Source organism: Bacillus sp. CGMCC 1.16541 (genome assembly GCF_003184905.1).
Lineage (GTDB): Bacteria > Bacillota > Bacilli > Bacillales > Bacillaceae_H > Priestia.
The window spans coordinates 1-25,714 of the sequence record NZ_QFRU01000027.1; the positions used below are offsets into that span (position 1 = coordinate 1).

The 25,714-nt window shown below is 37.2% G+C and carries 25 protein-coding genes; 14 read left to right on the plus strand and 11 right to left on the minus strand.

Going from position 1 to position 25,714, the window contains the following annotated elements:
- Positions 1–77: 77 nt before the first annotated feature.
- The 3 genes from DIS06_RS17515 to DIS06_RS17525 form a co-directional block, all read right to left on the minus strand.
- Positions 78–1,457, minus strand: a complete 1,380-nt coding sequence (locus tag DIS06_RS17515; protein ID WP_110114529.1) for an ammonium transporter — start codon at positions 1,455–1,457, stop codon at positions 78–80.
- Positions 1,458–1,489: 32 nt separating this feature from the next.
- Positions 1,490–1,831, minus strand: coding sequence for a P-II family nitrogen regulator (locus DIS06_RS17520; RefSeq protein WP_110114530.1), 342 nt, complete (start codon positions 1,829–1,831; stop codon positions 1,490–1,492).
- 318 nt (positions 1,832–2,149) lie between these two features.
- Positions 2,150–3,502, minus strand: coding sequence for an MATE family efflux transporter (locus DIS06_RS17525; RefSeq protein ID WP_110114531.1), 1,353 nt, complete (start codon positions 3,500–3,502; stop codon positions 2,150–2,152).
- 196 nt (positions 3,503–3,698) lie between these two features.
- Here DIS06_RS17525 and DIS06_RS17530 point away from each other — a divergent pair, with 196 nt between their 5' ends.
- Entirely contained in the window at positions 3,699–4,565 is an 867-nt protein-coding gene (locus tag DIS06_RS17530) for an AraC family transcriptional regulator (protein WP_110114532.1), read from the plus strand.
- A 57-nt stretch (positions 4,566–4,622) separates the two neighbouring features.
- Here DIS06_RS17530 and DIS06_RS17535 read toward each other — a convergent pair whose 3' ends face one another.
- Positions 4,623–6,392: an alpha-glycosidase gene (locus DIS06_RS17535; RefSeq protein WP_110114533.1), complete on the minus strand. Its 1,770-nt coding sequence runs from the start codon at positions 6,390–6,392 to the stop codon at positions 4,623–4,625.
- A gap of 299 nt (positions 6,393–6,691) precedes the next feature.
- Here DIS06_RS17535 and DIS06_RS17540 point away from each other — a divergent pair, with 299 nt between their 5' ends.
- From DIS06_RS17540 to DIS06_RS17565, 6 genes are all read left to right on the plus strand, one after another.
- Complete coding sequence (locus DIS06_RS17540; protein ID WP_110114587.1) at positions 6,692–7,960, plus strand: sugar ABC transporter substrate-binding protein; 1,269 nt, start codon at positions 6,692–6,694, stop codon at positions 7,958–7,960.
- A gap of 134 nt (positions 7,961–8,094) precedes the next feature.
- Entirely contained in the window at positions 8,095–9,405 is a 1,311-nt protein-coding gene (locus DIS06_RS17545; protein ID WP_110114534.1) for a carbohydrate ABC transporter permease, read from the plus strand.
- Positions 9,406–9,407: 2 nt separating this feature from the next.
- Positions 9,408–10,250 carry a sugar ABC transporter permease gene (locus tag DIS06_RS17550; RefSeq protein ID WP_110114535.1) on the plus strand — a complete coding sequence of 281 codons (843 nt, stop codon included), beginning with the start codon at positions 9,408–9,410 and terminating at the stop codon, positions 10,248–10,250.
- 40 nt (positions 10,251–10,290) lie between these two features.
- Entirely contained in the window at positions 10,291–11,826 is a 1,536-nt protein-coding gene (locus DIS06_RS17555; RefSeq protein ID WP_110114536.1) for an alpha-amylase family glycosyl hydrolase, read from the plus strand.
- 202 nt (positions 11,827–12,028) lie between these two features.
- Positions 12,029–13,069: a LacI family DNA-binding transcriptional regulator gene (locus tag DIS06_RS17560; RefSeq protein WP_110114537.1), complete on the plus strand. Its 1,041-nt coding sequence runs from the start codon at positions 12,029–12,031 to the stop codon at positions 13,067–13,069.
- A 142-nt stretch (positions 13,070–13,211) separates the two neighbouring features.
- On the plus strand, positions 13,212–14,084 hold the full coding sequence (locus DIS06_RS17565; protein WP_110114538.1) for an SDR family oxidoreductase: 873 nt from the start codon (positions 13,212–13,214) through the stop codon (positions 14,082–14,084).
- 73 nt (positions 14,085–14,157) lie between these two features.
- Here the strand turns inward: DIS06_RS17565 and DIS06_RS17570 are convergent, their stop codons facing one another.
- A complete protein-coding gene (locus tag DIS06_RS17570) occupies positions 14,158–14,649 on the minus strand; it encodes a YajQ family cyclic di-GMP-binding protein (RefSeq protein WP_110114539.1) in 492 nt (163 codons plus the stop codon).
- 269 nt (positions 14,650–14,918) lie between these two features.
- Between DIS06_RS17570 and DIS06_RS17575 the strand changes: the two genes are divergently transcribed.
- Positions 14,919–15,776: a CvfB family protein gene (locus tag DIS06_RS17575; RefSeq protein WP_110114540.1), complete on the plus strand. Its 858-nt coding sequence runs from the start codon at positions 14,919–14,921 to the stop codon at positions 15,774–15,776.
- A gap of 162 nt (positions 15,777–15,938) precedes the next feature.
- On the opposite strand, the gene DIS06_RS17580 is transcribed toward DIS06_RS17575, so the two are convergent.
- Both DIS06_RS17580 and DIS06_RS17585 read right to left on the minus strand, forming a co-directional pair.
- Positions 15,939–16,094 carry a DUF3941 domain-containing protein gene (locus tag DIS06_RS17580; RefSeq protein WP_343287510.1) on the minus strand — a complete coding sequence of 52 codons (156 nt, stop codon included), beginning with the start codon at positions 16,092–16,094 and terminating at the stop codon, positions 15,939–15,941.
- Positions 16,095–16,127: 33 nt separating this feature from the next.
- On the minus strand, positions 16,128–16,988 hold the full coding sequence (locus DIS06_RS17585; protein ID WP_110114542.1) for a DegV family protein: 861 nt from the start codon (positions 16,986–16,988) through the stop codon (positions 16,128–16,130).
- Between the two features lie 153 nt (positions 16,989–17,141).
- Between DIS06_RS17585 and DIS06_RS17590 the strand changes: the two genes are divergently transcribed.
- Positions 17,142–17,984 (plus strand): YitT family protein, encoded by an 843-nt coding sequence (locus tag DIS06_RS17590; RefSeq protein WP_110114588.1) that lies wholly within the window; start codon positions 17,142–17,144, stop codon positions 17,982–17,984.
- A gap of 31 nt (positions 17,985–18,015) precedes the next feature.
- On the opposite strand, the gene DIS06_RS17595 is transcribed toward DIS06_RS17590, so the two are convergent.
- From DIS06_RS17595 to DIS06_RS17600, 3 genes are all read right to left on the minus strand, one after another.
- A complete protein-coding gene (locus DIS06_RS17595; RefSeq protein WP_110114543.1) occupies positions 18,016–18,444 on the minus strand; it encodes a hypothetical protein in 429 nt (142 codons plus the stop codon).
- Positions 18,444–18,599 (minus strand): hypothetical protein, encoded by a 156-nt coding sequence (locus DIS06_RS20430; RefSeq protein ID WP_204166817.1) that lies wholly within the window; start codon positions 18,597–18,599, stop codon positions 18,444–18,446. Before DIS06_RS20430 ends, DIS06_RS17595 begins: the two co-directional genes overlap by 1 nt.
- Before the next feature lie 142 nt (positions 18,600–18,741).
- Entirely contained in the window at positions 18,742–19,554 is an 813-nt protein-coding gene (locus DIS06_RS17600; protein WP_110114544.1) for a Cof-type HAD-IIB family hydrolase, read from the minus strand.
- Between the two features lie 131 nt (positions 19,555–19,685).
- On the opposite strand from DIS06_RS17600, the gene DIS06_RS17605 reads away from it, so the two are divergent.
- Positions 19,686–19,994, plus strand: coding sequence for a metal-sulfur cluster assembly factor (locus tag DIS06_RS17605; RefSeq protein WP_110114545.1), 309 nt, complete (start codon positions 19,686–19,688; stop codon positions 19,992–19,994).
- Positions 19,995–20,268: 274 nt separating this feature from the next.
- On the opposite strand, the gene DIS06_RS17610 is transcribed toward DIS06_RS17605, so the two are convergent.
- Entirely contained in the window at positions 20,269–20,970 is a 702-nt protein-coding gene (locus tag DIS06_RS17610) for a Crp/Fnr family transcriptional regulator (RefSeq protein ID WP_110114546.1), read from the minus strand.
- 420 nt (positions 20,971–21,390) lie between these two features.
- On the opposite strand from DIS06_RS17610, the gene argC reads away from it, so the two are divergent.
- From argC to DIS06_RS17630, 4 genes are read left to right on the plus strand one after another with little or no spacing between them, the layout of a single operon-like run.
- Entirely contained in the window at positions 21,391–22,434 is a 1,044-nt protein-coding gene (argC, locus tag DIS06_RS17615; RefSeq protein ID WP_110114547.1) for an N-acetyl-gamma-glutamyl-phosphate reductase, read from the plus strand.
- A 35-nt stretch (positions 22,435–22,469) separates the two neighbouring features.
- Positions 22,470–23,705 carry a bifunctional ornithine acetyltransferase/N-acetylglutamate synthase gene (gene argJ / locus DIS06_RS17620; protein WP_110114548.1) on the plus strand — a complete coding sequence of 412 codons (1,236 nt, stop codon included), beginning with the start codon at positions 22,470–22,472 and terminating at the stop codon, positions 23,703–23,705.
- 12 nt (positions 23,706–23,717) lie between these two features.
- Entirely contained in the window at positions 23,718–24,545 is an 828-nt protein-coding gene (gene argB, locus DIS06_RS17625; protein ID WP_110114549.1) for an acetylglutamate kinase, read from the plus strand.
- Positions 24,499–25,653, plus strand: a complete 1,155-nt coding sequence (locus DIS06_RS17630) for an acetylornithine transaminase (protein ID WP_110114550.1) — start codon at positions 24,499–24,501, stop codon at positions 25,651–25,653. The genes argB and DIS06_RS17630 overlap by 47 nt, the downstream gene beginning before the upstream one ends.
- The last annotated feature ends 61 nt before the right edge of the window (positions 25,654–25,714 follow it).

Sequence of the window (25,714 nt, forward strand, 5' to 3'; positions counted from 1 at the left end):
CATTTTGAGCAAGCAGCATAATGAAATAACCGTGTCTAACTTTTAGGGGTCACTTCACATACGCAGTGCTTTTTTATTTAGAGTGATTCGTTTGTTTTACTTACTTGACTGACGTTATTGAGTCGATCAATTAAACCTAGGCCGAATTCAGGTGATGGATCGCTGTTTCCTTGTGATAGTAAGTTTTCACGAAGTTCATATGCAGATGAACCGTGTTCAGCAAAGTCCAGTCCAGAGATTTCTTCTTCACGAGATACACGAATAGAAGAGAAACGAGTTAAGATAAAGAGGAAGATTCCGACTGTTCCCATTGTCCATACCATGACCGCTCCAATTCCAATTGCTTGAATACCTAGTAAGCTCGCACCACCGCCGTAGAATAATCCGTTTGCTGTGTCGAAAAGACCAACAGCTAATGTTCCCCAAATACCAACAACACCATGAACTGAAATCGCGCCTACTGGGTCATCTAGTTTTAAAACGCTATCGAAGAATTGAACAGCTTCTACTAAAATGACACCTGCAATTAATCCGATAATTAAAGCACCAATAATGGATACATTTGCTGTTCCAGCTGTGATACCGACTAACCCAGCAAGAGCTCCGTTTAATGTTAAGCTTGCATCAATCCGTTTATAGCGGATAAGGGTATAAAGTGCTGATGAGATGACACCGCATGAAGCTGACATAAGCGTTGTAGCAATGACACTTGGAACAAGCTCAGGGTCTGCTGCTAATGTACTACCACCGTTAAACCCAAACCAACCGAACCAAAGAATGAACACACCTAACGCACCAAGAGGAATGTTGTGACCAGGAATGACATTTACTTTTCCATTTTTATATTTTCCGATACGAGCTCCTAAGAAACTAACCGCGACGACTGCTCCTAATGCACCTGTTAAATGAACAACTGTTGAACCAGCAAAATCAACAAATCCTAGTTCAGATAACCAGCCGCCTCCCCAAATCCAGTGACCAACCACTGGATAAATGAATGCAGTCATGACCACTGTTAGAAAGATATAACTAGATAATTTCATTCGTTCAGCGACTGCTCCAGAGATAATGGTTGCACAAGTTGCTGCAAACACAACTTGGAAAACAAAGAATCCAATTTGATCTTGATGACCACTTAAAAGGAAACCGTCCGTTCCGATAAATCCTCCACCTGAAGAACCGAACATAATTCCGTATCCTACAACGAAATAGAGAACAGAAGCAATTGAAACAGTGAGCATATTTTTCATTAAAATATTTAGTGCATTTTTAGAACGAGTGAATCCTGTTTCTACCATTGCAAATCCAGCATGCATGAAGAATACTAAAAATGCTGCAATCATCACCCACATCATATCTAAAGACGCACTTACCGTTTCCACTGTTGGAGCAGCTGCATTCGCACTTGTTGCACTGAATAAACCTGCCGTTAAAAGAGCACCGATTTTCTTTTTCATTTTTTTCATCCTTTCTATTGGGTAGTTATCTTTTACAAAATAGCTTGTAATCCAGATTCTCCTGTGCGAATACGAATGGCATCTTCGACTGGATAAACAAAAATCTTTCCATCTCCAATCTGATTCGTTGCACATGTTGATTGAATAATCCTTATAATTTCGTCTACGTGTTCTGCTTCTACCACCATTTCAACTTTCACTTTTGGTACAAGCTTTATCTCAAAACTTCTTCCTCTGAATAGTCCTTGTTGTCCTTTTTGTTGTCCACACCCTGCAACTTCCGATACTGTCAAACCATTAATCCCTACTTCTTCAAGCTTTTCACGTAATGCTTGAAATTTCTCTGGACGAATAATCGCTTCAACCTTTTTCATTTGCCATCCCCCTTGATTTAAATGTAAGGTTTTATTACATGATATGTTATGTTTAATATCATATGATTAATTTTCAGAAATTTCAAGTGGGAATTACAATAAAAACGCCTATTTTTCAAGAAAAGTTAAGGTAAGCGCTTCCAGTCAGTATTGGTGAAATCAATAATCATGTTAGAAATCCTTACATACTTGTTGATTCGTGAATTGTTATGTGGATCATAGCGAGTGGAGAGGGAGAACAAAGAGAAAACAAAAGAGCGATTTGTTCCCGTTCTTTTGTGAAAGAAGGAACAAATCGCTCTTTATGAAAAAGGGAAGCTAAGCGGTTTTTGGAACAAATGCTTTTTGCTCCCATACCTTTGAACGCCAACGCCAGAGCATAATTAAACCTCTTAGCCATTCATCAACGATAAAAGCAATCCACACACCGGCTAATCCTAAACCAAATACGACTCCTAATAAGTACGAAATGGTAACAGCGATTCCCCACATCGATAAGATTCCTATATAGGTAGGGAACTTAACATCGCCAGCTGCTCGCAAGCTGTTTATGATTACTAAGTTAAACGCTCTGCCAGGCTCAAGAATAATGGTTAGTAAAATAAGAATACTACCGACAGCGATAATATCTGTATTAGATGTAAAGATTCTTAACAGTGACTCTGAGAAAAATGAGAAAATAACGGCCATTAGTGTTGAGATGAGTAGCGATAGTTTTAAGCTTTTTAAACAACGCTCATACGCTTCGTCTAACTTCCCAGCTCCTACAAGGTGGCCGATTAAAATCTGAGTTCCTTGACTGATTGCGACACTAAATAAGAAAATAAACATCATTAAGTTTTGAGCATACACTTTTGTTGTTAATGCTTCTGTTCCCATCATGGTAATAAAATAGGTAATCACCATTTGAGATGTATTGTAAGATAAATGTTCACCTGCAGATGGAATGCCAATACGTAATAAATTCTTTAAATGGATACTTGGTAATTTATAAAAAGTAGAGAATGGAAGCTTTTCGTTAATTCGTTTTAGTAAAATAAATACAATGATGATTAAACCAATAAAACGACTAATAGCTGTCGAGTAAGCAACGCCTTCTACTCCTAGTACCGGAAATCCAAACGGACCGAAAATTACAAAATAGTTTCCTATAATATTTAAAATATTCATGCCAATCGTGACATACATCGTATCTTTCGTAAAACTATAGCTACGCAAAATGGCTCCAATTGTCATAATGACCGCTTGAATTACTGACAGTCCACCAACTACTTGTAAGTAAACCGTTGCTTCTCCCATTAATTCATTGGGCAAATCCATCATACTCAGTAAGTACTTAGCCGAAAAATAAACACCTACACTTAAAATAGCTCCAAAGATAATGTTCGCAATAATGGAGATGACAGCAACTTCTGAAGCTTCCTTTTGCTTTTTAGCCCCTAATTGCTGAGCGACGATAATTGAACTACCTGTGGCTACAAATCCAAACATGACGATAATGACATAAAGAATCTGATTTGCGACCCCTACAGCAGCTACTGAATTGTCAGAGTATTGACTAAGCATGAGGGTATCAGCATTTCCCATTAACATATGGAGAAAAATTTCGATGAAGATGGGCCACGTTAAGGCAAAGAGGGCCATTTTTTTATGTTCTTTGAGTTTACTCATATTATTCTCCTTTTAACAAATCCGACATACAAACTAGTAATATAGTAAAGGTTTTTCGTTATAATAAAAAGAGATAAAAACGATACCTACCATACAAATCCGACTTTATTGATGCGGTCAAGTTATGACGAAAAACTGCTAAAATCACAATAAAGTTTATGAATACAGCTTTATACAGAAAGGGGAGACAATTGGAATGATGGTAGTGTTTAAAGTACCTCCTTTTCCGACCTTTATTACTGGAGGTACGCATACATTTTTGAAAGGCAAGAAACATTTTAAGCGTACGTACACAGTGTTTGATTTGTTATATGTAAAAAAAGGAACATTATATATGACAGAAAACGAAGTGGAGTACGAAGTAAACGAAGGGGAGTATATCTTACTATCTCCGGACTTAGAGCATTATGGTCACCAAGGGTGTGGTGAACGTACAGATGTTATTTGGTTTCATTTTCTAGTAGAAGGGTCATTTTCGTTTGAAGCACATGCATCACTTCGATGGAGGGACTTGTTTAAAAGGGGAGGAACATTTACAGAGCCTGCTCAATTTATGTTTCAACTACCTACTTATGGCCGGTTTGATAACCGAGCAATTATTGAACAAAAGCTCGATCAGTTAGTCCATCTCAATGAATACGGCTCAGTTGAAAATAAATTACAGCAACAAATTGTGTTTCAAGAAATTCTCATTATTCTTCAAAAAGAAGCCTTGGCAATTCCGACAGCTGCCGAACGAGTATGTGATAAATTCATTTCCTATATTCGTACTCATTTTAAAGAAGATATCTCAGTTCAAGAAGTAGCGTTAAAGTTGCATTATCACCCCGATTACATTGCGAGAAGTATGAAAAAAACAATGGGGATTGGGCCTGTGGATTACCTACAGCAGTATCGCATTTCTCAATCAAAAATTTTATTAGCGACAACAAATATGAAAATTAAAGAGGTAGCAGAAAAAGTAGGCATTCATGATGATACGTATTTTTCGCGTCTCTTTAAAAAAAAAGAAGGAATCTCACCGAATATGTATCGAAGACTCGTTCACCGAAGTGAAAGATGAAAAAGAGCTGTTTCAAATAGAGGGGGTGTGTGCCTCATCTGAAACAGCTCAAACTTTTTATAATTGATATTCTTGTTCAATCTTTAAGATTTCAAATCCAAATTCAGCTAAATTGACGCTAACATTTGTTGAGTTTGCAGCGAATTGCTCTCCTGTTAGCAAGTTTGTTAGCACTTTGTTTTGTAAGTTTTCTGGAAGCGATATAGAAATTGATTCAGGTTGATTGTTTAACGCAAACAAAATGGTTTCTTGTTCGTTTGATTTGGTATATAAAAGGCCGTTTTCTGTTTCTAAAAATGTAATATCACCATGATTACCAAATGCAGCGTGCTGTTTTCGCAAGGAAATTAATTGTTTTGTAAAACGTAGTAATTCTTGGTTTTGTTCTTCTTCATCCCAAATCATACACTTTCGACAACCTGGATCAGCTCCACCAGTCATGCCAATCTCATCTCCATAATAAATGCAAGGCGTTCCGATGAAAGAGAGTTGGAATAAAAATAATAATTTTTCTCGTTCAATTGATTCATCGCAAATGGTTAAAGTGCGTGGTGTGTCATGACTACCCAATAAGTTAAATGCAACTTCATTGATATTTACAGGATAAGATGAAAGCACATGTTGAATTTCCGCTACAAACTCGGATGTGGAAATCTTATCTTTGGCAAAATAATTTAAAGTAGCTGTCGTAAATGGATAATTCATGACCGCATCAAATTGATCTCCTTGTAGCCAAGGCATCGAATCATGCCAAATCTCTCCTAAAATGTACACATCATCTTTTACAGATTTGACGGCTTTTCTAAAGTCACGCCAAAATGCATGATCAATTTCGTTTGCCACATCGAGACGCCACCCGTCAATGTTGAACTCTTCAACCCAATACTTTCCAACTTCTAATAGATAATTACGCAATTCTTCATTTTCGGTATTGAGCTTTGGCATGCTTGGAACAAATGCGAAGGTATCATAGTTTGGAATCGGTTCTTCTTTTAATGGAAACTCTCGAATGTGAAACCAGTCTTTATAAGGTGACTCTTCTCCTTTTTCTAGTACATCTTGAAATTGCGGGAAGTAATAACCGCTGTGATTAAATACAGCATCTAACATCACTTTAATATCGCGCTTGTGGCATTCTTCTACAAGGCGTTTAAACGTTTCTTTGTCACCGAATTGAGGGTCGATTTCCAGATAGTCAATCGTGTCGTACTTATGATTTGAATACGCTTTAAAAATAGGTGTAAAGTAGAGACCGTTAATGCCTAAGTCAGATAAGTAATCAAGGTGCTCCATAACCCCTTCAAAGTCCCCACCGAAGAAATTGGTTGGTGTTGGCTCTGTACTTCCCCATGCTAAAGCTCCTTCAGGATTAATAGATTCATCCCCATTTGCAAATCGCTCAGGGAAGATTTGATACCAAATAGTGTCTTTCACCCAACTCGGTGCCCGAAACACATCAGCATCATTTAGAAAAGGGAAACAGAAATAATAAGCAGTATCATCAGTAGGAGGACTATCGAAAAATCCTTTCTCTCCATATATAAGTGTTTCTTGCTCGTTACTTAATTTAAATCCGTATCTCATACGACGGAACGTAGGAGGAACGGAAGCGAACCAATAATCGAATAGTTGATCGGTTTCTTTCTTTGTCATGGTTACTTCTGAATATTGCCAAGCTTGATTTTCAAAATGATACGGATCACCACAAATGAGGATAACCGATGTGACGTCATTTTTCTTTGTTCGCAAACGAATGTGTAACGTCTTTTCGTCATAAGCGTATGCATAGTTATTTTTAGGGCGATGATAAATAGCTTCTTTTAACATATAATTTAGCTCCTTTAGTGAAAACGATTGCACTTCACTTAATTTATATAAAGAGTAGAAAAATCACCTTTCTTTGTCAAGCGAAATCACGATTGAAAACGCTTAGTTGATAGAAAATTAGACTAATAGAAAAATTTTTTAAAAAAGTAGTTGTCAAACGATAGTTTATAGGTATAATAGAATTATAGAAAGTGCAAACGTTTTCACTAGAAATGAAAGCGTTCTATTTTAAAGGAACGTGCAAACGTTTGTACATAAAAGAAGTGAAAGAAAATACGAACATTGACGGAGGGGTCATAATGAAGAAAGCGTTATCAGTATTAATGACTTCAGCACTAACGGTTGGTATGTTAGCAGCTTGTGGTCCACAAGATGAAGAGACAAGCACATCACCAGCATCTGGTAATGGTGGAGAAAAGCCAGAGAAGTTAGTGGTTTGGGAAGATAAAGATAAAGGTCCAGCATTAGACTACGCAATCAAAAGTTTCGAAAAAGAGCACGGTATCAAAATTGAGTATAAAGAAGTTGAAACAACAAAAATTCAAGAGCAGTTAGCATTAGATGGTCCTGCTGGAACGGCTCCAGACGTTGTAACAATTCCACATGATAACATTGGGCCAGCAGTTACGAAAGGTTTACTTGCAGAGTTAACAACACTTTCAGATGCTACTTCTCGCTTCAGCGAATCATCAGTTGATGCTATGACATTTGATGGTAAACTTTACGGCTTACCAAAAGCAACTGAAACACCAGTATTCATTTATAACAAAGCATTAATGCCAGAAGCTCCAGCAACAATGGACGAGCTTAAAGCATTTGCAACAGATTTCACAAAAGGTGGAAACTACGGTTTCTTAGCTTTACTTGATAACTATTACTTTGCACACGGTTTCCTAAACGGTTACGGTGGTTATGTATTCGGTGAAAAAGACGGTTCTTTTGATACAGCTGACTTAGGTATTAACAGTGCTGAAGCCGTTGAAGCGGTTGATTATATCAACACTTGGTACAAAGACAAGTTATTACCAAACGGTATCATCGGTGAAAACGGTGGTAGTGCATTAGATGGTTTATTTAACGAAGGTAAAGTTGCTTCTGTTATGAATGGTCCATGGGCATTCCAAGGTTACACTGCAGCAGGCATTGAAATTGGTGCAGCTCCAATGCCAAAATTACCAAATGGTGAGCCTGTCAAAACATTCATGGGTGTAAAAGGTTGGAACGTAACATCGTTCTCTACGAACAAAGAGTGGGCTGAAAAGTTCATCGATCACATTACAAGTGATGAAAATGCAAAAAAACGTTTTGAGTTAACACAAGAAATTCCACCAAACACAGCATTACTTGAAGATCCAATTATTAAAGATAATGAATTAGCTTCTGCTGTAGCTGTTCAATCTCAAGATGCAGTACCAATGCCTTCAATCCCTGAAATGTCAGAGGTTTGGGCTCCGATGCAAAGTGCGATCCAAACAGTTATTACTGGTAAAGCTGATTCTAAGAAAGCATTAGATCAAGCTCGTGGCACAATTGAAGAGAACATTAAAGCGAACCACGGCGGAAAATAATCTGAGTTACATGAAGAAGTACCTCTAACATTCTTAGAGGTACTCTTTCATCAATAGTGGCGCAAACGTTTGCATAGAAATACCCAAATGAATTAAAGGTTTTGCTTATTTAGAATGAAAGGGAGAGGCCAAAAATGGAGCTAAAACATGTTGAGAATCAGCCAGAGCAAACATTGCATAATAGCAACCATCGTAAAGTGGCGTTAGGCTTATCCATTATCCCTGGGTTAGGTCAGTTATATAATCGTCAAATTTTAAAAGGAATGCTATTTCTTCTACTTACAATTTCCTTCGTTGTCGTATTTAAAGACTTCTTGAATATTGGATTATGGGGGCTTGTCACACTTGGTGAAAAGTTACCACGTGATCATTCTATTTTCTTGTTAGTATACGGAATTCTATCTGTTATTTTATTAGTTTTCGCTTTAGGATTTTATGCATTTAACTTATACGATGCTTATAAAAACGGTGAAAAACGAGACTTAGGATTACGTCTAAGTTCAGTAAAAGAACAATATCACAATGTGTTAGATAGTGGTTTCCCATATTTAATGATTTCACCAGGATTTGTTCTTCTCGTATTCGTTGTTATTTTCCCAATTTTGTTTGTTATTTTATTAGCGTTTACAAACTATGATTTATACCATTCACCTCCAGCAAAGCTAGTTGACTGGGTAGGCTTTAAAAACTTTATTGATATCGCAACCGTGCCAATTTGGCGTGAAACGTTTATTAGTGTATTTGCTTGGACGTTAATCTGGACGTTTGGTGCAACGACACTTCAAGTAGCATTAGGTATTTTCTTAGCGATTTTAATTAACCAAAAAGATCTAAAAGGTAAAGCAATCATTCGTACGGTTTTTATTTTACCTTGGGCAGTACCAGGGTTCGTTTCCATTCTTGTGTTTGCCGGGATGTTCAATGAAACGTTTGGTGCGATTAACAATGATATTCTAGCATTCTTCGGCATCGAAGGTGTGAAATGGATGACAGAACCATTATGGAGCCGAATTGCACTCATTATGATTCAAACATGGTTAGGATTCCCATTCATTTTTGCAATGACAACAGGTGTTCTTCAATCGATTCCAGATGAATTATATGAAGCAGCAACAGTGGATGGAGCAACCGCAATTCAGAAGTTTATGAAAATCACCTTACCACTTGTGTTGTTTGCAACAGCACCAATTTTAATTACGCAGTATACGTTTAACTTTAATAACTTTAACGTAATCTACTTATTTAACGCAGGTGGACCTGCAGTATCTGGACAAACAGCTGGAAGTACCGACATTCTAATCTCATGGATTTACAGTTTAACGATGACTTCTCAGCAATATGGAAAAGCTGCAGCAATTACGATGATTCTATCATTAATCGTTATTACAGTAGCACTATGGCAATTTAAACGTACAAAATCATTCCAAGAAGAGGATATGATGTAACTATGAGTATAAAAACACAAAAAACCATTCGTCTAACACTATCATACGCTGTTATTTTCGTAATGTTTGCTATTATCTTATACCCTATCCTTTGGATTGTAGGTTCTTCGTTAAATCCTGGGGATAGCTTGTCTGGATCAAGTATGATTCCAGAAAATGCAACGTTCAAACACTATGCAGCTTTGTTTGATACAAGCCAAAGTAACTATCTAATTTGGTACGCAAATTCGTTAAAGATTAGTATTTTAACAATGATTTTCTCGCTCATTTTAGTTAGCTTAACAGCGTACTCGTTTTCGCGTTATCGCTTTATTGGGAGAAAAAATGGGTTACTAACATTTTTAATTCTACAAATGATTCCGAACTTCGCAGCATTAATCGCGATTTTCGTCTTAGCAACTGTAACAAGATTAGTCGATACACACCTTGGGTTAATTTTAATCTATGTAGGTGGAGCGATTCCGATGAATACATGGCTAATGAAAGGATATTTAGATACGATTCCGAAAGAATTAGATGAGTCAGCTAAAATGGACGGAGCGGGTCACTTACGTATCTTCTTCCAGATCGTCATGCCTTTAGCAAAGCCAATCATTGCTGTTATCGCATTATTTACGTTCACAGCACCATTTGGAGATTTCATCTTAGCGAAAGTATTACTTCGTTCAGCAGAAAACTATACGTTAGCTGTTGGTCTCTATGACATGATTTCAAAACAATTTGGTAACCAGTTTACAGCCTTCGCTGCAGGCTCTGTACTAATTGCAGTACCGATTGCTCTCTTATTCTTAGCTTGTCAAAAATATTTCATTTCAGGTTTGACGGCTGGAGGTACGAAGGGATAATCTAGGAGAGGTAAATAATTTGTTAAAGGAGGAGAATACGGTGAGAGGTAAACGAGTTTTGGCTCTGTTGCTACTCCCGTTTCTTCTTTTTTACAGCCTTCCTGTGCAGGCCGTTGAAAAAGAAGATCGAACGTGGCAAGATGAAATGATTTATTTTATTATGGTAGATCGGTTTAGTAATGGAAACCAAAAGAATGACATTGAAGTTAATGTCGATGATCCAAAAGCTTATCATGGTGGAGACCTTGAAGGTGTAATACAAAAACTTGATTACATTAAGGAAATGGGCTTTACAGCTATTTGGTTAACACCTATTTTTAAAAATGAAGGTAAAGGCTATCATGGCTATTGGACAGAAGATTTTTATGAAGTAGAAGAACACTTTGGAACAAAAGAAGACGTAAAGAAATTAGTGGAAGAAGCTCATAAGCGTGATATGAAGGTCATTTTAGATTTTGTGGTGAATCATGTGGGCTACAATCATCCATGGCTAAATGATCCTGACAAAGCTGATTGGTTTCATGAACAAAAAGAGATTGCGAACTGGGATAGTCAAGAAGAAGTAGAAAATGGTTGGATTTACGGTCTTCCGGATTTGAATCAAGAAAATCCTGAAGTGAGAAAGTATTTACTTGATGTGGCAAAATGGTGGATTAAAGAAACAGACATTGATGGCTATCGCCTTGATACGGTTAAACACGTTCCAAAAGAGTTTTGGACGGAGTTTTCAAAAGAAGTAAAAAGTGTGAAGGAAGACTTCTTTCTATTAGGAGAAGTTTGGCATAATGATCCACGTTATATCGCTAAATATAATAAAGCAGGTATTGATGCGTTCGTCGATTTTCCACTTTATGAACAAGTTTCCACGACGTTTAGTAAAGTAGATCAATCGCAGCAAAATCCATATGATGTTTGGAAGCGCAACCAAGCTTACTATGAAAATCCTTATCTATTAGGAACATTCATTGACAATCATGATACCGTTCGATTTACAAGAAAAGCATTGCAAAACAAACAGCATCCGGGAGCACGAACAAAGCAAGCGTTATCATATTTATATACTTCTCCTGGTATTCCGATTGTTTATTATGGAACGGAAATTGCCTTAGATGGTGGAGAAGATCCTGACAACAGACGATTAATGGATTTTCGAACAGATAAAGAAGTCATTGATTACGTCACAAAGTTGGCTGAATTACGAACAGAATTACCATCTTTAACAAGAGGAACATTTGATTTACTATATGAGAAGAATGGCATGGCTCTTTATCAACGAACATATAAAGATGAGACGACTGTTGTAGCGATTAATAATACATCATCTACACAGGTTGTTGATTTATCAGAAGATGAATTTGGTCAAGACAAGCAATTAAAAGGGTTGCTTGAAGAAGATGTCATTCGACCAGTAGATGGACAATATAAAGTCGCATTGGATCGTGAAATGGCAAACGTATACGTAGTGACGGATAAAACAGGCTTAAACACGCCTTATATTATCGCATTAGTACTTGTATATGTATCGTTTGGTTTGTTTTTATTTTTTGCACGTAAACGCCGTAAGAAAGTGTCATAGATTGTATGTTTCGCATTCTGTGACGCTTTGTCACGGATCTTATTTAAGCATAAGTGCACTTTTTTGTATCCGTTTTCAATGAGCTGAATAAAAGAGTAGAGATAAAGGTTCTCATCTTGTAAAATTGTGTAAAATTAGTCAGCTTACATTTTAAAAAACGTGATATGATTAAAACGGCAACGTAGGGAAAGGGGGATTACGTATGGGTGTTACAATTAAAGATGTGGCAAGCTTAGCAAATGTTGCACCTTCGACTGTATCAAGAGTCATTGCGAATAGTTCACGTATTAGCGAAAAAACAAAGAAGCGTGTACGTTCGGCAATGGAGGAGCTAGGGTATCATCCTAATATCATTGCAAGAAGTTTAGCTAATAAATCAACGCAAGCAATTGGACTGGTTATGCCAAGTTCTGCAGATAAAGTGTTTCAAAATCCGTTTTTCCCAGAAGTGTTAAGAGGGATTAGTACCGGTGCACATGAAAAAAAGCAAGCGCTTTACATGTCTACAGGAGAAACAGAGGACGAAATCTTTCAAGAAGTTGTACAAATGGTTCAAGGTAGACGAGTAGACGGTCTTATTCTTCTTTACTCAAAAGTTGATGATCAAGTTTTAACGTACCTTCAAGAACGTGATATTCCTTTTGTGGTAGTAGGGAAACCTTACAAAGATAATGATTGCATCACATATGTAGATAATGACAATTTCGGAGCGGGTCGTGAAGCAACTGAATACTTAATTAACCTAGGTCATGAAAACATTGCATTTATCGGTGGAAGTCTTCAGCTCGTTGTAACGATTGATCGTTTAACAGGCTACGACAAAGCGATTCAAAATGCAGGATTAACATACCGTGACGAATATGTTGTACATGAAGAGTTTTTACAACGCGGTGGTAAAGAGGCGGTCTATGAGTTAATGTCACTAAAAGACCGACCAACAGCTCTTGTTGTGGCAGATGATTTGATGGCGCTTGGAGTACTGAATACATTAGATGAAATGGGTATCTCTGTTCCAGAAGATATTTCGGTTATTAGCTTTAATAATGTGTTGATTTCAGAACTGGCAAGACCAGCTTTAACATCTGTTAACATCAATATTTTTGAACTTGGTTATCAAGCCATTCGTAGTTTAATCGATAAAATTGAAAGCCCTTACCATCTTGTGAAACAAATTCGTATTCCACATGAAATTGTTGAGAGGCAGTCATGTAAACGAATTAAGAAAGAGAGCATGATGTCATAAAAAGAGTAATGTCTAGAACTCCACTTTCCACGATACTGTAGAAAGATGGAGTTCTTTTGTTTTTGTTCGTAAGGGAAGGGTATACGTGTAAAGAGGAAAGCCATAATAACAGGTGACATTAACTGATAGAGGAGCGGGTCATATGAGTAACCAAAATCAGCAGCAAGCGAAAACATTTCCACCTCAACATCAAACGAAACAACCTGGTATAGAATCAGAAATGACGCCAAAACCAACTTCGATGAGTAACACGTATAAGGGTAGCGGAAAGCTAGCTAACAAAGTAGCCATTATTACTGGCGGAGACAGCGGAATCGGCCGGGCTGTTGCTTATCACTATGCAGTAGAAGGGGCAAACGTTGTTCTTACGTATTTAGATGAACATGGTGATGCGGAAGAAACGAAGCAACAAGTAGAGAGCTTAGGAGCACAGTGTTTACTTTTATCAGGAGATATAGGTGACGAAGCATTTTGTCAAGAGGTCGTCAAAAAGACGATGCAGCAGTTTGGGCAACTTGATATTTTAGTGAACAATGCAGCAGAACAACATCCACAAGAAAGTATCTTACATATTTCAGCAGAGCAGTTGCAAAAAACGTTTCAAACCAATGTATTCTCATTTTTCTATTTAACAAAAGCAGCTCTTCCACACCTTAAACAAGGAAGTTCAATTATTAATACTGCTTCTGTTACGGCGTATCAAGGGAATGAACAATTACTCGATTATTCATCAACAAAAGGGGCAATCGTTGCTTTTACACGTTCACTTTCTAAATCACTAGTAAGTCAAGGTATTCGTGTGAATGGTGTTGCCCCAGGTCCTATTTGGACGCCACTTATTCCGTCAACCTTTTCAAGTGAAAAAGTGTCGACGTTTGGTGCCAATACTCCGATGAAGCGTGCCGGTCAACCAAATGAAGTGGCAACAAGTTATGTATTCTTAGCAAGTGAAGATTCCGCTTATATAACGGGACAAATGATGCATGTAAACGGTGGAACCCCTGTTAACGGTTAAGTTAAGTTATCTAGAAAAAGAGACATAACGAAAGAAGCGTTATGTCTCTTTTTCTAGGTGTAACCTCAATTCCTTATCGATAGTTAATAAATTGAACATCGATTGGTAAGTCTAGTTCACGAACACCAGCAATGACAGCTTGAAGGTCATCACGGCTTTTTGCTGAAACGCGCACTTGATCATCTTGAACTTGGCTTTTTACTTTTAACTTACTGTTTTTAATCATCGTATTTATCTTTTTGGCGTTATCTTTGTCGATTCCTTGCACAAGTTTGCCACGTTGACGTACGGTACCACCTGATGCATTTTCTACTTTTCCATATGAAATGTTTTTCGTTGGAACCCCACGCTTAATAAGCTTAGACACTAATACATCTTTTAGTTGGTCCAATTTAAACTCATCATCTGAAACAAGTACAAGTTCTTCTTTATCAAGCGAAATATCACTTTTACTTCCTTTGAAGTCATAACGAGTTTTAATTTCTTTTAACGCGATTGTAATGCCATTCTTCACTTCTTCTAAATCAACTTTTGAGACAATATCAAATGAACTTTCTTTTGCCATTGTAAAACCTCCGATATGTAACATTTTCTTGCTTTCATTATAGACAAATTTAAAACACTCTACAACTAATGTTGAATAGAAGTCAACAAATTGATACAATACAAGTTATGGCTTTTATTCCATAGTACGTTATTCGTATAAAGAAATAAGAGTAGTAAAGATCGGTTATGAAGACTATGGCAATGGATGAATAGGTATATTAAAAATAAAAATAGCTTAACTAGGTAATGAAGAATATGTTACTTAGATGAAAGGATTCGATCATAGTAATGATAAAAGCAGGATATAAAGAACGGTTAAAAGTCGTTCGCCAAACACAGATTGGCTATATGTTAAGTGGAGGCTTTAACGAAGAAATTTTACTTCATAAGAATGAAGTGACAAAGGAATTAGAAGAAGGAGAAGAAGTAGAAGTATTTCTCTATACTGACCAACAAGGTCGTTTAACGGCTACAATGCATGTTCCGTTTATTGAAGAAGGCACATATGAGTGGTTAGAGGTTGTGGATGTTGATCCGAAAATTGGTGTATTTGTTTATATGGGAATTAACAAAGATTTGTTTATCGGTGAGACAGATTTACCACCTCTTAAAAGCTTGTGGCCAAAAAAGGGCGATAAGCTGTATTGTACAATGAAAGTAACAAATAGTGGGAAAATGTACGGGAAAATCGCAACAGAAGAAGTTATGAAAACTCTTAAAGTCGATGCGCCTAGAGAGTTGTTTAATCGTGAAATTGAAGGCCGTATTTATCGTGTATTACGAGTAGGTTCTTCGTTCATTACAGAAGAAGGCTACTTAGGATTTATTCATGAGTCACAACGAAAAGAAGAACCGAATCTAGGTGCACTAGTAACTGCACGTGTCATTGATGTGAAAGAAGATGGAACAATCAATTTGTCACTTATCCCACGTAAACAAGACAGCATGGACACGGATGCCCAAGAGCTTTACGACTACATGGAAAGTCGTGGTGGAGCGATGCCGTTTTGGGATAAAAGTTATCCAGAAGATATTCGCTCACGCTTTAACATGAGTAAAGCAGCTTTCAAACGAGCACTTGGTAAGTTAATGAAAGAAGGAAAAGTGTACCAAGAAGAAGGATGGACATACTTTAAACGCGACTAATTCCGATTTTGAATAAGAAATAAGTAAAAAGCCCTGCCTCTTTATCCATTTATGTTGATGGAAAATAAAAGGCAGGGTTTTTATAGATCTTATTATTTTATCGTTTTTTATAAACGTTGTTGCTATCGTTACTAAAATAAATCGAAAAGCAACGAACCTTTTTTATAAATGGTCTACTTCTTTAGAATATGAATGCTGTCCGGCTTGACGGCTCTTTTGTTCTTGCATGTTTTTTTGTTCATGTTTAGCTTGGTTATCTTTTGCTTTTTTATCGTTATCACTTGTTTTTGACACGTGAATACACTCCTTTTTTAAAATAGTGTATCCATATGTTGCCCTTGTTGTAAGTGATTATGCGATAATGTCTTCAAGGAAAAATAACGCAATTGTTCCTGGTCCAGCGTGTGAACCAACGGCTGCGCCAATTGGATTAATAATAAAAGAGGTACAACCAAATGTTTCTTGAATCATGTGTTTTAGTTGTAAAGCTGTTTCTTCATCATCACCATGACTAATGCCAATTGTCTGGTCTTTAAAATGTGAACCTCGCTCTTCCATCAGCTCAACCATACGCTTTAATACTTTTTTACGTCCACGTATTTTTTCAATCGGAACTAATTTTCCGTTTTCTACATGTAGTAAAGGCTTAATGTTTAGTAATCCTCCTACAAATGCAGATGCTTTACTAACCCGGCCACCTTGTGCGAGAAAATCAAGATCATCAACTGTAAAGATATGTTGCATATTTGCAGCGTATTTTTTAATTTGTTCACACGTTTCTTCAAATTCTAGCGCTTTTGTAAGTAGTTGTGTTGCGTAGTGAACCACAAGTCCTTGACCGAGAGATGCACATTTCGTGTCGATGATTGAAAACTGAAAATCAGGGTATTCAGCTAGTAAATCTTCTCTCATTAACATAGCCGTTTGGTACGTGCCTGATAATTCCGATGAGAAAGCAATGTAAATACATGAGTCTCCAGACTTTGCAACTTCTTCAAATGCTTCATAAAGGGTAGTTGGAGATGCTTGAGATGTTTTAGGCATCGCGCCATTTCGAATCGCATTGTACACTTCTTTTGGTTGAATCGTTTCTAAATCTAGGTACTCTTTATCATTTAAATGAACTCGTAAAGGGATACATGAGACATTTTGTTTATGGAAAAATTCTAACGGTAAATCGCTAGCACTATCAGTTAAAATTTTAATTGACATACAAACACCTTCCTATTACATTTACATGTGGATATGATTAGTTTATAAGTAGTTTAAAAAAAACACAATTTTTCTGTACCTGTTCTTTTTTTATTGAATTAAAACGAACATACTAAATGACATAGATGTTAAAAGCAGGAGGTGCATTTGTTGATTATTTGGTTAGAAGTGAAGAAATTTGCGGTTGTCATCTTTGGTGCATTATTAAATGCGATTGCGTTAAACTTGTTTTTAATTCCAGCCAATGTATATGCGAGCGGATTTACTGGAATTGCGCAGTTAATTTCAACAACACTTACAGAGTATACTTCCTTATCTATTTCGACGGGGATTTTATTATTCCTCTTAAACATTCCTGTCACAATTTTAGGTTGGAAAAAGGTTGGGAAGTCTTTTACGATCTATAGCTTTGTTAGTGTAGCTGTCACCACTATTTTCTTAGAGCTGATCCCAATTTATCATATGTCTCAAGATATTTTATTAAATGCAGTATTTGGTGGAGTTATTGCCGCTGTAGGGGTAGGTTTAACCTTAAAATGGGGTGCTTCGACCGGAGGACTAGACATTGTGGCAATGGTATTGTCACGCATGAAAGATAAACCAGTGGGTACATATTTCTTTTTATTAAATGCCGTTATTATTACAACAGCAGGGTTGTTATACGGAGGAGAAAAAGCGCTTTATACAATGGTGACACTATATGCTTCTACGCGCGTTATTGATGCTATTCATACGAGACATGAGAAGCTAACTGCAATGATTGTTACAAAAAAAGCGTCTGATTTAAAACAAGCTATTCATTCAAAACTAGTTCGAGGAATTACAACGGTACCTGCAAAAGGGGCATTTACAAATGAAGAAAAAGAAATGATGATTATCGTTATTACACGTTATGAACTGTTTGATCTCGAGCAAATTATAAAAGAAGTAGATCCAAATGCGTTCACAAATATCGTACAAACAACAGGCATCTTTGGTTTCTTTCGAAAAGATTAAAAAAATCACGGGAATCCCCGTGATTTTTTTATTAAAATTTACGCTCAATTTCTTCAGCCAATTCTTCTACTTGTGCTTTCTCTTCAGGATTTGCTTGATTTTCAGCAAAGTGTAAAATTTCTTCAGCAATTTGCATTTGGCCTTGCCCGTTATGATGGGCAGCTTCACTCATGCTCGTCTCATGTTTAGATGTTCCGTAAGCATGATTTAGTGAATGATTAAATTGCTTTAATTGTTGCTGCTCTTGTGGAGATGCACTAGCCATTGCTGCTTTTAACATTTCGCTAGACATATCAAGTTGTCCATTGTGATTTTTAACAGAATCTTTTTGTTCTGCTTTTCGTTCATGAGCATGTTCAAACGAACCCATTTCTTCACGATGTTCTCGAGAAGACGAAGTAACAGCGTCTTTTAAACGTTCGACTGCTCCTTTTGCTTGTTCAAAAAGTGATCTTCTCATTATTGTTGCCCTCCATGAGGAGAAGAATGGATATTTTGAGCTTTTGCAGCTTCAGCTTCAGCTAAAGTCATGTGATAAGGAAATCGTGCATCATGTAATTGAACTGCGTCGGCACCTTGTTTCACAAAACGCTTTGATCGATTGCTTCTACCCATAGTTAGTTCCTCCTCAAATATAAAAAGAATCGACACGATTTGCTGTGTCGATTATAGTATGGGTTACATATTTCGTTATCATTTCACTAAAAATTTACCTGCATTGAGTAGCGATGGAGAAGATGACAAATAAATGGAATGATTATAATTTCAGTGTGTTTTCCAAATAATAAGCAATACCATCTTCTTCATTAGAGAGTGTAATCTCGTTCGCAATACTTTTAAGAGCGGAAATACCATTAGCCATTGCAATACCATGACCAGCAAATTCAATCATTTCTAGGTCATTATCTTCATCACCAAAGGCAATAACACGATCTTTTGGAATGTTGTAATAGTCTGCTACACGTTTTAAACCAACTGCTTTATTTAATCCTTTTCTTACAATTTCAACAACATGCCAAGGAGCACCCCAGCGACGGTGTTCAATGACTTCTGCATGAACAGAAGATAAATGTGAGCGAATTTCATCTACATGTGCTTCATCTGCATGAATGAGGATAGAGGTTGGATCATGACTTAGTGTATGACGAAGATCTCCTGTTTGAAGTTTAGGATTTCCTAAACTAATCACGTCAATGAGTTTTCGGTCTTCGTAGTGGAGGTAAATATCATCCATCACTTCAGCTAAAATATTGTTCACACTATAGCTATCCATTGCTTCTACAATATGATGAGCCGTTTGACGTTGAAGAGGATTATGATAAACACCCCATTCTTGCTGTTGAGGGTGATGCACAAGTGCTCCATTAAAATTCACAATGGGAGTATTTAGTTGAAGTTCGGTATAATACATGGAACTAGAGCGATAAGGTCTACCAGTCGCAATCATTACAATATGCCCTTGTTGTTTAGCTTTTTCAATGACTTTTTTTGTTCTAGATGAAATGATTTTATTATCCGTTAAAAGTGTACCATCTAAATCAAGCGCAATTAAATGTGGTTTTGTCGACATAAAGACTCCTTTTCCATTTGTAAAATTTTATCCTTACTTTAACATATATTTACGAACCTGTCCGTTAAGACCCTTTTATTTCAATTTAGAGAGCTAGTCTGTATAATGGCGGTAACAAAGGAGGGAACGTTATGAGTAAAGAACAAGAAGAAAAATTAATGGAAGCACTTGAAGAAGTCATTGATCCAGAGCTTGGTGTTGACATTGTGAATTTAGGGCTTGTATATGAAACAACATTAACTGAAGATGGCACAGCGGTTGTTACCATGACTCTTACATCTATTGGCTGTCCACTAGCAGGAACCATTACAGAAGATGTCAAGAGAGTATTGTCTCCAATGGAAGGCGTAAATGATGTGGAAGTCAATATTACATTCAACCCTCCATGGAGCAAAGAGCGTATGTCTCGCTATGCAAAAATTGCATTGAACATTACATGACATATCGATATCGAGGCGGGGTCAAAAGGGAGAAAGAACCACCCTCTATTTGGCTCAACCCTTAACAATTCTTGTCTCCACGGATAGAGAGGCAAGGATTGTTACATATACACGTTCTTTTTTCAATTTTTGTCACTTGTGTTTTATCCTTAAACTTTGAAGGGAAACTCGAGAGGTGTAGAAACTCATTTGTGAAGTACCTTTTCCTGACAGCGATGTGACGTTATCTCATTAAAAGTTAATCAACCACTTGGCCGTTTAAGGAAATGGTTGTTTAATCCATCTGACATAAGTATGTCGGACAGTTTTCGCAATTCATTTCTGTTTTTAAAAAATTCAAATCATGAATAGTCACTCGTCCTTTTTCAATGGAAAGAACGTTTCGTTTACGAAGATCACTTAACATTCGATTAATGACTTCTCGAGATGTCCCACATAAATTAGCTAACTCTTGGTTTGTCAGAAGGATATTCAATTCGATTCCGTTTTCCCTCATAATACCAAAACTATTGCTCATTCGAATTAATGTCGAATACAAGGCTCCTTTTTTCCCATGAAGAATTAAATCACGAAATTTTGTGTGCAACCGCTGCATTCTTTGCCCCATCCACTGCATATATTCAATCGATAATGCAGGGTTTTCCACTAATTTTTGTTCAAGAACATGCTTTTCAATCATAACCACTTCACTATCTTCAATTGTTCTTGCTTGTAGCATATGCTTTGCTGTTCCGCAAAATAATGTTACTTCTCCAATCAAGTCATTTGTACTTGAAATCTGAAAAGTAAGCTCTCGTCCATCTGGGGTAATTTTGCTCAATTGAATATGACCGCTCTTTATAAAATAAAGGATTGTGGCATCTTCACCTTCTTGAAATACATAACTCCCTTTTTTATAAAAAGTAGTCTGTGGAAAAGTTAACAGTAAATCATGCAAATTTTGAGACAATGACAATTGTGGATTATTCGTTATCATGGGACCACCTTCTAAACCGTATTCGATGTTTCAAACATCTTATAAGTGTCCTTGTTTATACATGGATCAAGCGCAACTAGGACTATTTATCTATTATACATGATTCCTTTTAAAAAAATGGTGAGTTTCCCGAATTTACCGTATCATCAAGTCCATTTAGTCTCCTGCCTTTTACACACGATACCACTTCTCAAACAGCAATCCAGACTTCTTGAATATACCGACAAAGATTCACCTAAGCGGATGACGCCAACCTCGTAAGAGGGGTGTCATCCGCTTAGGTCTAACTAATTTGACATAACAGCACTTCCGTTATGTCAAATTAGTTAGATAAATTAATAAATATTTATTTGATTTTATTTTTATACAGTATTATAATGAGTAATAATTTCAAATAGTTTAGTAAAAAGGAGTTTCATAATGAGTAGATTAAAAGTTGGGATTGTAGGAGCTACAGGGTATGGAGGGGCAGAGCTTATCCGATTGTTGTCTAATCACCCGTATTTTCATATTTATTCAGTCTATTCATCTTCACAAGAACATGTAGAGTTAGCGGAGGTGTATCCGCATTTAGCACATTTAACATATACATTAGAGCAAATTGATCCTGTTCAAATGGCTAAAGATATAGATCTTGTTTTTACAGCAACACCATCTGGTATCTCGAGTAAGCTTGTTCCACAGTTTGTGAATGAAGGTTTGAAAGTAATTGACCTATCAGGTGATTTTCGCTTAAACAGCGAAGAACTGTACAAAACATGGTATAAAAAAGAACCTGCTTCACAAAAGTATGTACAGCAATCGGTATACGGATTAACAGAGTGGTTCAATGAAAATGTACAAAGTAGCACATTTGTTGCAAATCCGGGATGTTATCCAACTGCCACACTGCTAGGACTTGCGCCTGTTGTGAAAGCGCAAATGGTAAAAGAAGATTCTATTATTATTGATGCTAAGTCAGGCCTATCGGGAGCAGGTCGAGCGTTATCACATGTGAGTCATTATGCAGAAATCAATGAAAATATGAAAATCTATAAAGTAAATGAGCATCAGCACATTCCTGAAATTGAGCAAGTATTGAAGCAATGGAATGAGAATGTTCAACCTATTACGTTTAGTACCCATTTAGTACCGATGACAAGAGGAATCATGACTACGATTTACTGTACATTAAAAGGCTCTTACACAATCGATGAGCTACATAATCTTTACACAAATAGTTATCAAAGCTCGCCATTTGTCAGAGTGCGCAAACAAGGTACATTTCCATCTACAAAAGAAGTGAGTGGATCGAACTATTGTGATCTCGGATTAACTGTAGATGCCCGCACAAATCGAATGACAATTGTATCTGTGATTGACAATTTAGTAAAAGGTGCTGCAGGTCAAGCGATTCAAAATGCAAACGTCATGATGGACTTTGAGCAACAAACAGGGCTACATGTATTGCCTGTTTATCCATAGAGAAGAGATGAGACAACGACACGCAGGAGGAGAAAATGGTGATTAAAACGAAAAAGCAACTAACAATCAAGCAAGTAAAGAATGGCACCATTGTACAACCGAAAGGGTTTTTAGCGGCAGGTGTTCATGCGGGCTTGCGTTATTCTAAAAAAGATGTTGGTGTCATCTTAAGTGAGAAACCAGCGAGTTGTGCAGCTGTTTATACCCAAAGTACATTTCAAGCAGCACCTTTGCACGTAACAAAAGAAAGCATTTCAGCGGAAAAGAAACTGCAAGCGATTGTTGTAAATAGTGCGTGTGCCAATGCTTGTACAGGTGAACAAGGATTAAAAGATGCTTATGAGATGAGAGAGCTTTGTGCAACTAAGTTTCATTTACCCCTTCAGCATGTTGCCGTGGCATCGACTGGAGTAATTGGTGAACTGTTGAACATGAACAAAATTCAAGAAGGGATTTCTTTGTTACAACCTTCAAACAACGAGCATGGGGCAGAGGATTTTCAAACAGCTATCCTTACAACAGATACTGTCATGAAATCCACTTGTTATGAAACAAGTATTGATGGGAAGACGGTCACAATTGGTGGAGCAGCGAAAGGATCTGGGATGATTCATCCTAACATGGCAACGATGCTTGGATTTATCACAACCGATGCACAAATTGAATCAGACGTGTTGCAAGAAGCATTAAGTTCAATTACAAATAAAACGTTTAATCAGATTACAGTAGATGGTGATACGTCAACAAATGACATGGTCATTGTACTTGCCAACGGTATGGCGGAAAATCATTCGTTAACGCCATCACATCCAGATTGGGCAAATTTTTACGAAGCATTAAAGTGTACGTGTGAAGACTTAGCAAAACAAATTGCTAGGGATGGTGAAGGGGCCACAAAGCTGATTGAAGTACAAGTAAAAGGTGCCAAAACAAAAGAAGAAGCAAATGTTGTGGCAAAACAAATTGTTGGTTCAAATCTTGTAAAAACCGCGATGTATGGAGCAGATGCCAACTGGGGACGTATCATTGGGGCGATTGGCTATAGTGGGGTAACGATTAATCCCATGAATGTTGATGTGCAAGTAGGCTCAATTGTCATGGTAAAGGGAAGTCAACCACAACCTTTTAGTGAAGAAGAAGCTACGGCGTATTTACAACAAGATAGCATTCAAGTGGCTGTTCATCTTCATGATGGAGATCAATATGGAACAGCTTGGGGATGTGACTTAACCTACGACTATGTGAAAATAAATGCAAGCTATCGAACATAAGGAGAGAATCGCATGAGCCAAACAATTGTCATTAAGTGTGGTGGAAGCATTGTTAATGAGCTAACAAGTGGTTTCTTTCAAAGTATAAAATCATTAGTTGGTGCAGGGCATTCTGTTGTGATCGTTCATGGAGGCGGTCCTGATATTCAGCATATGCTTACAGAACTTCAAATCGAAAGTGAATTTATCGATGGATTGCGCAAAACGTCCAAAGAAGTATTAGAGGTTGTGACAATGGTTTTATCAGGGAAGGTAAATAAAAAGCTTGTGAACATGTTACATCAGTATGACCTTCAATCGGTGGGATTATCAGGGTGTGACGGGATGTTGTTAGAAACAAAAGCGATAAACGTTGAAAAGCTGGGTTATGTCGGCGAAGTAGTTAATGTTAACAGTGAATTGTTGAAGCAGTTAATGACAAATCATTATGTACCCGTCATATCGTCGATTGGAGTAAACAAACAAGGTGAAATGTTTAATATAAATGCTGATCTAGCTGCTAGTGCTGTTGCGCAGTCAATTCATGCAGAAAAGCTGTTGTTTGTAACGGATGTGCAAGGTGTATTAGTTGAAGAAGAAGTAATCGAAGAGCTAACAAAATCAGAGATTACGACATTAATTGAACAAGGTACGATTTATGGAGGAATGATTCCAAAAGTACAAGGTGCTTCACAAGCGCTATCTGATACGCTCAAGGAAGTGCACATTATTAGTGGAAAACACGCATTTATGGATGAACATGGCCGTGTAATTGGAACGGCAATTAAACATGAAAAAGGTGGGAACAAACACGATGAGTTCGTTATTTCCGACGTATCAACGATTGGATCTTCATATTAAAGAAGCGAATGGCTCGACACTAATTGACCAAAATGGAATTCAATATTTAGATTTTATTTCGGGAATTGCCGTTTGTAATGTTGGACACCGAAATCCTTTTGTTCAACAAGCTATTGAAGAGCAATTAAATAAAGTATGGCATGTGTCCAATTTATTTCATTTAAATATTCAAGAAGAAGTTGCTTCTATGTTAGTTGACTATTCAAGCGGTGATGCCGTTTTCTTTTGCAACAGCGGAGCAGAAGCAAATGAAGCAGCGATTAAACTTGCTCGAAAGTATACGAAACGTCATAAAATTATTACGTTTACAAAATCATTTCACGGTCGCACATTTGCGACAATGTCTGCGACAGGGCAAGCAAAAATTCACGAAGGGTTTGGCCCTCTTTTACAAGAATTTGTTTATGTCCCTTACAATGACTCCAAAGCGTTAGAAGCGGAAATTGATGAAACAGTGGCTGCTGTGATGGTGGAAGTGATTCAAGGTGAAGGGGGCGTTGTACCAGGCGAAAAGCATTTTTTAGAAACCGTTCAACAGCTATGTCATCAGTACGGAGCCCTTTTTATGGTAGACGAAGTACAAACAGGCATTGGTCGTACAGGAAAAATGTTTGCATATGAACATTACGGATTATCACCAGACATCATTACGTCAGCAAAAGGGTTAGGAAGCGGGATGCCAATTGGTGCAATGATAGGGAAAGCTCATTTGAAAGAAGCATTTCAAGCAGGTAGTCATGGTACAACATTTGGTGGAAACCCAGTCGCGCTCGCATCAGCCAAAGCAACGCTTATGATCATTTCTAGTCCGAACTTCTTAGAAGAAGTACAGAGAAAAGGACACTACTTATTAAGCGAGTTGAATAAGCGTATTGGAGACGACAGTCGTGTAATCGATATTCGCGGTAAAGGATTAATGGTTGGAATCGAGTGTGGAGAATACGCACCGGTAATCATTCAGTCGCTTAAAGAAGAAGGATTACTAACATTAGGAGCTGGTCCTCATGTTGTTCGCCTATTACCACCATTAACGGTGACTGAAGGAGAATTAAAGCAAGCCTTAGATAGTATTGAAAAAGTGTTCAGTATCAAACACGTAACGGTTTAAGAAAACCGATTATTTTTTGGATAACAATGTATAAAAATTCTTTAAAATAAATAAATATTCG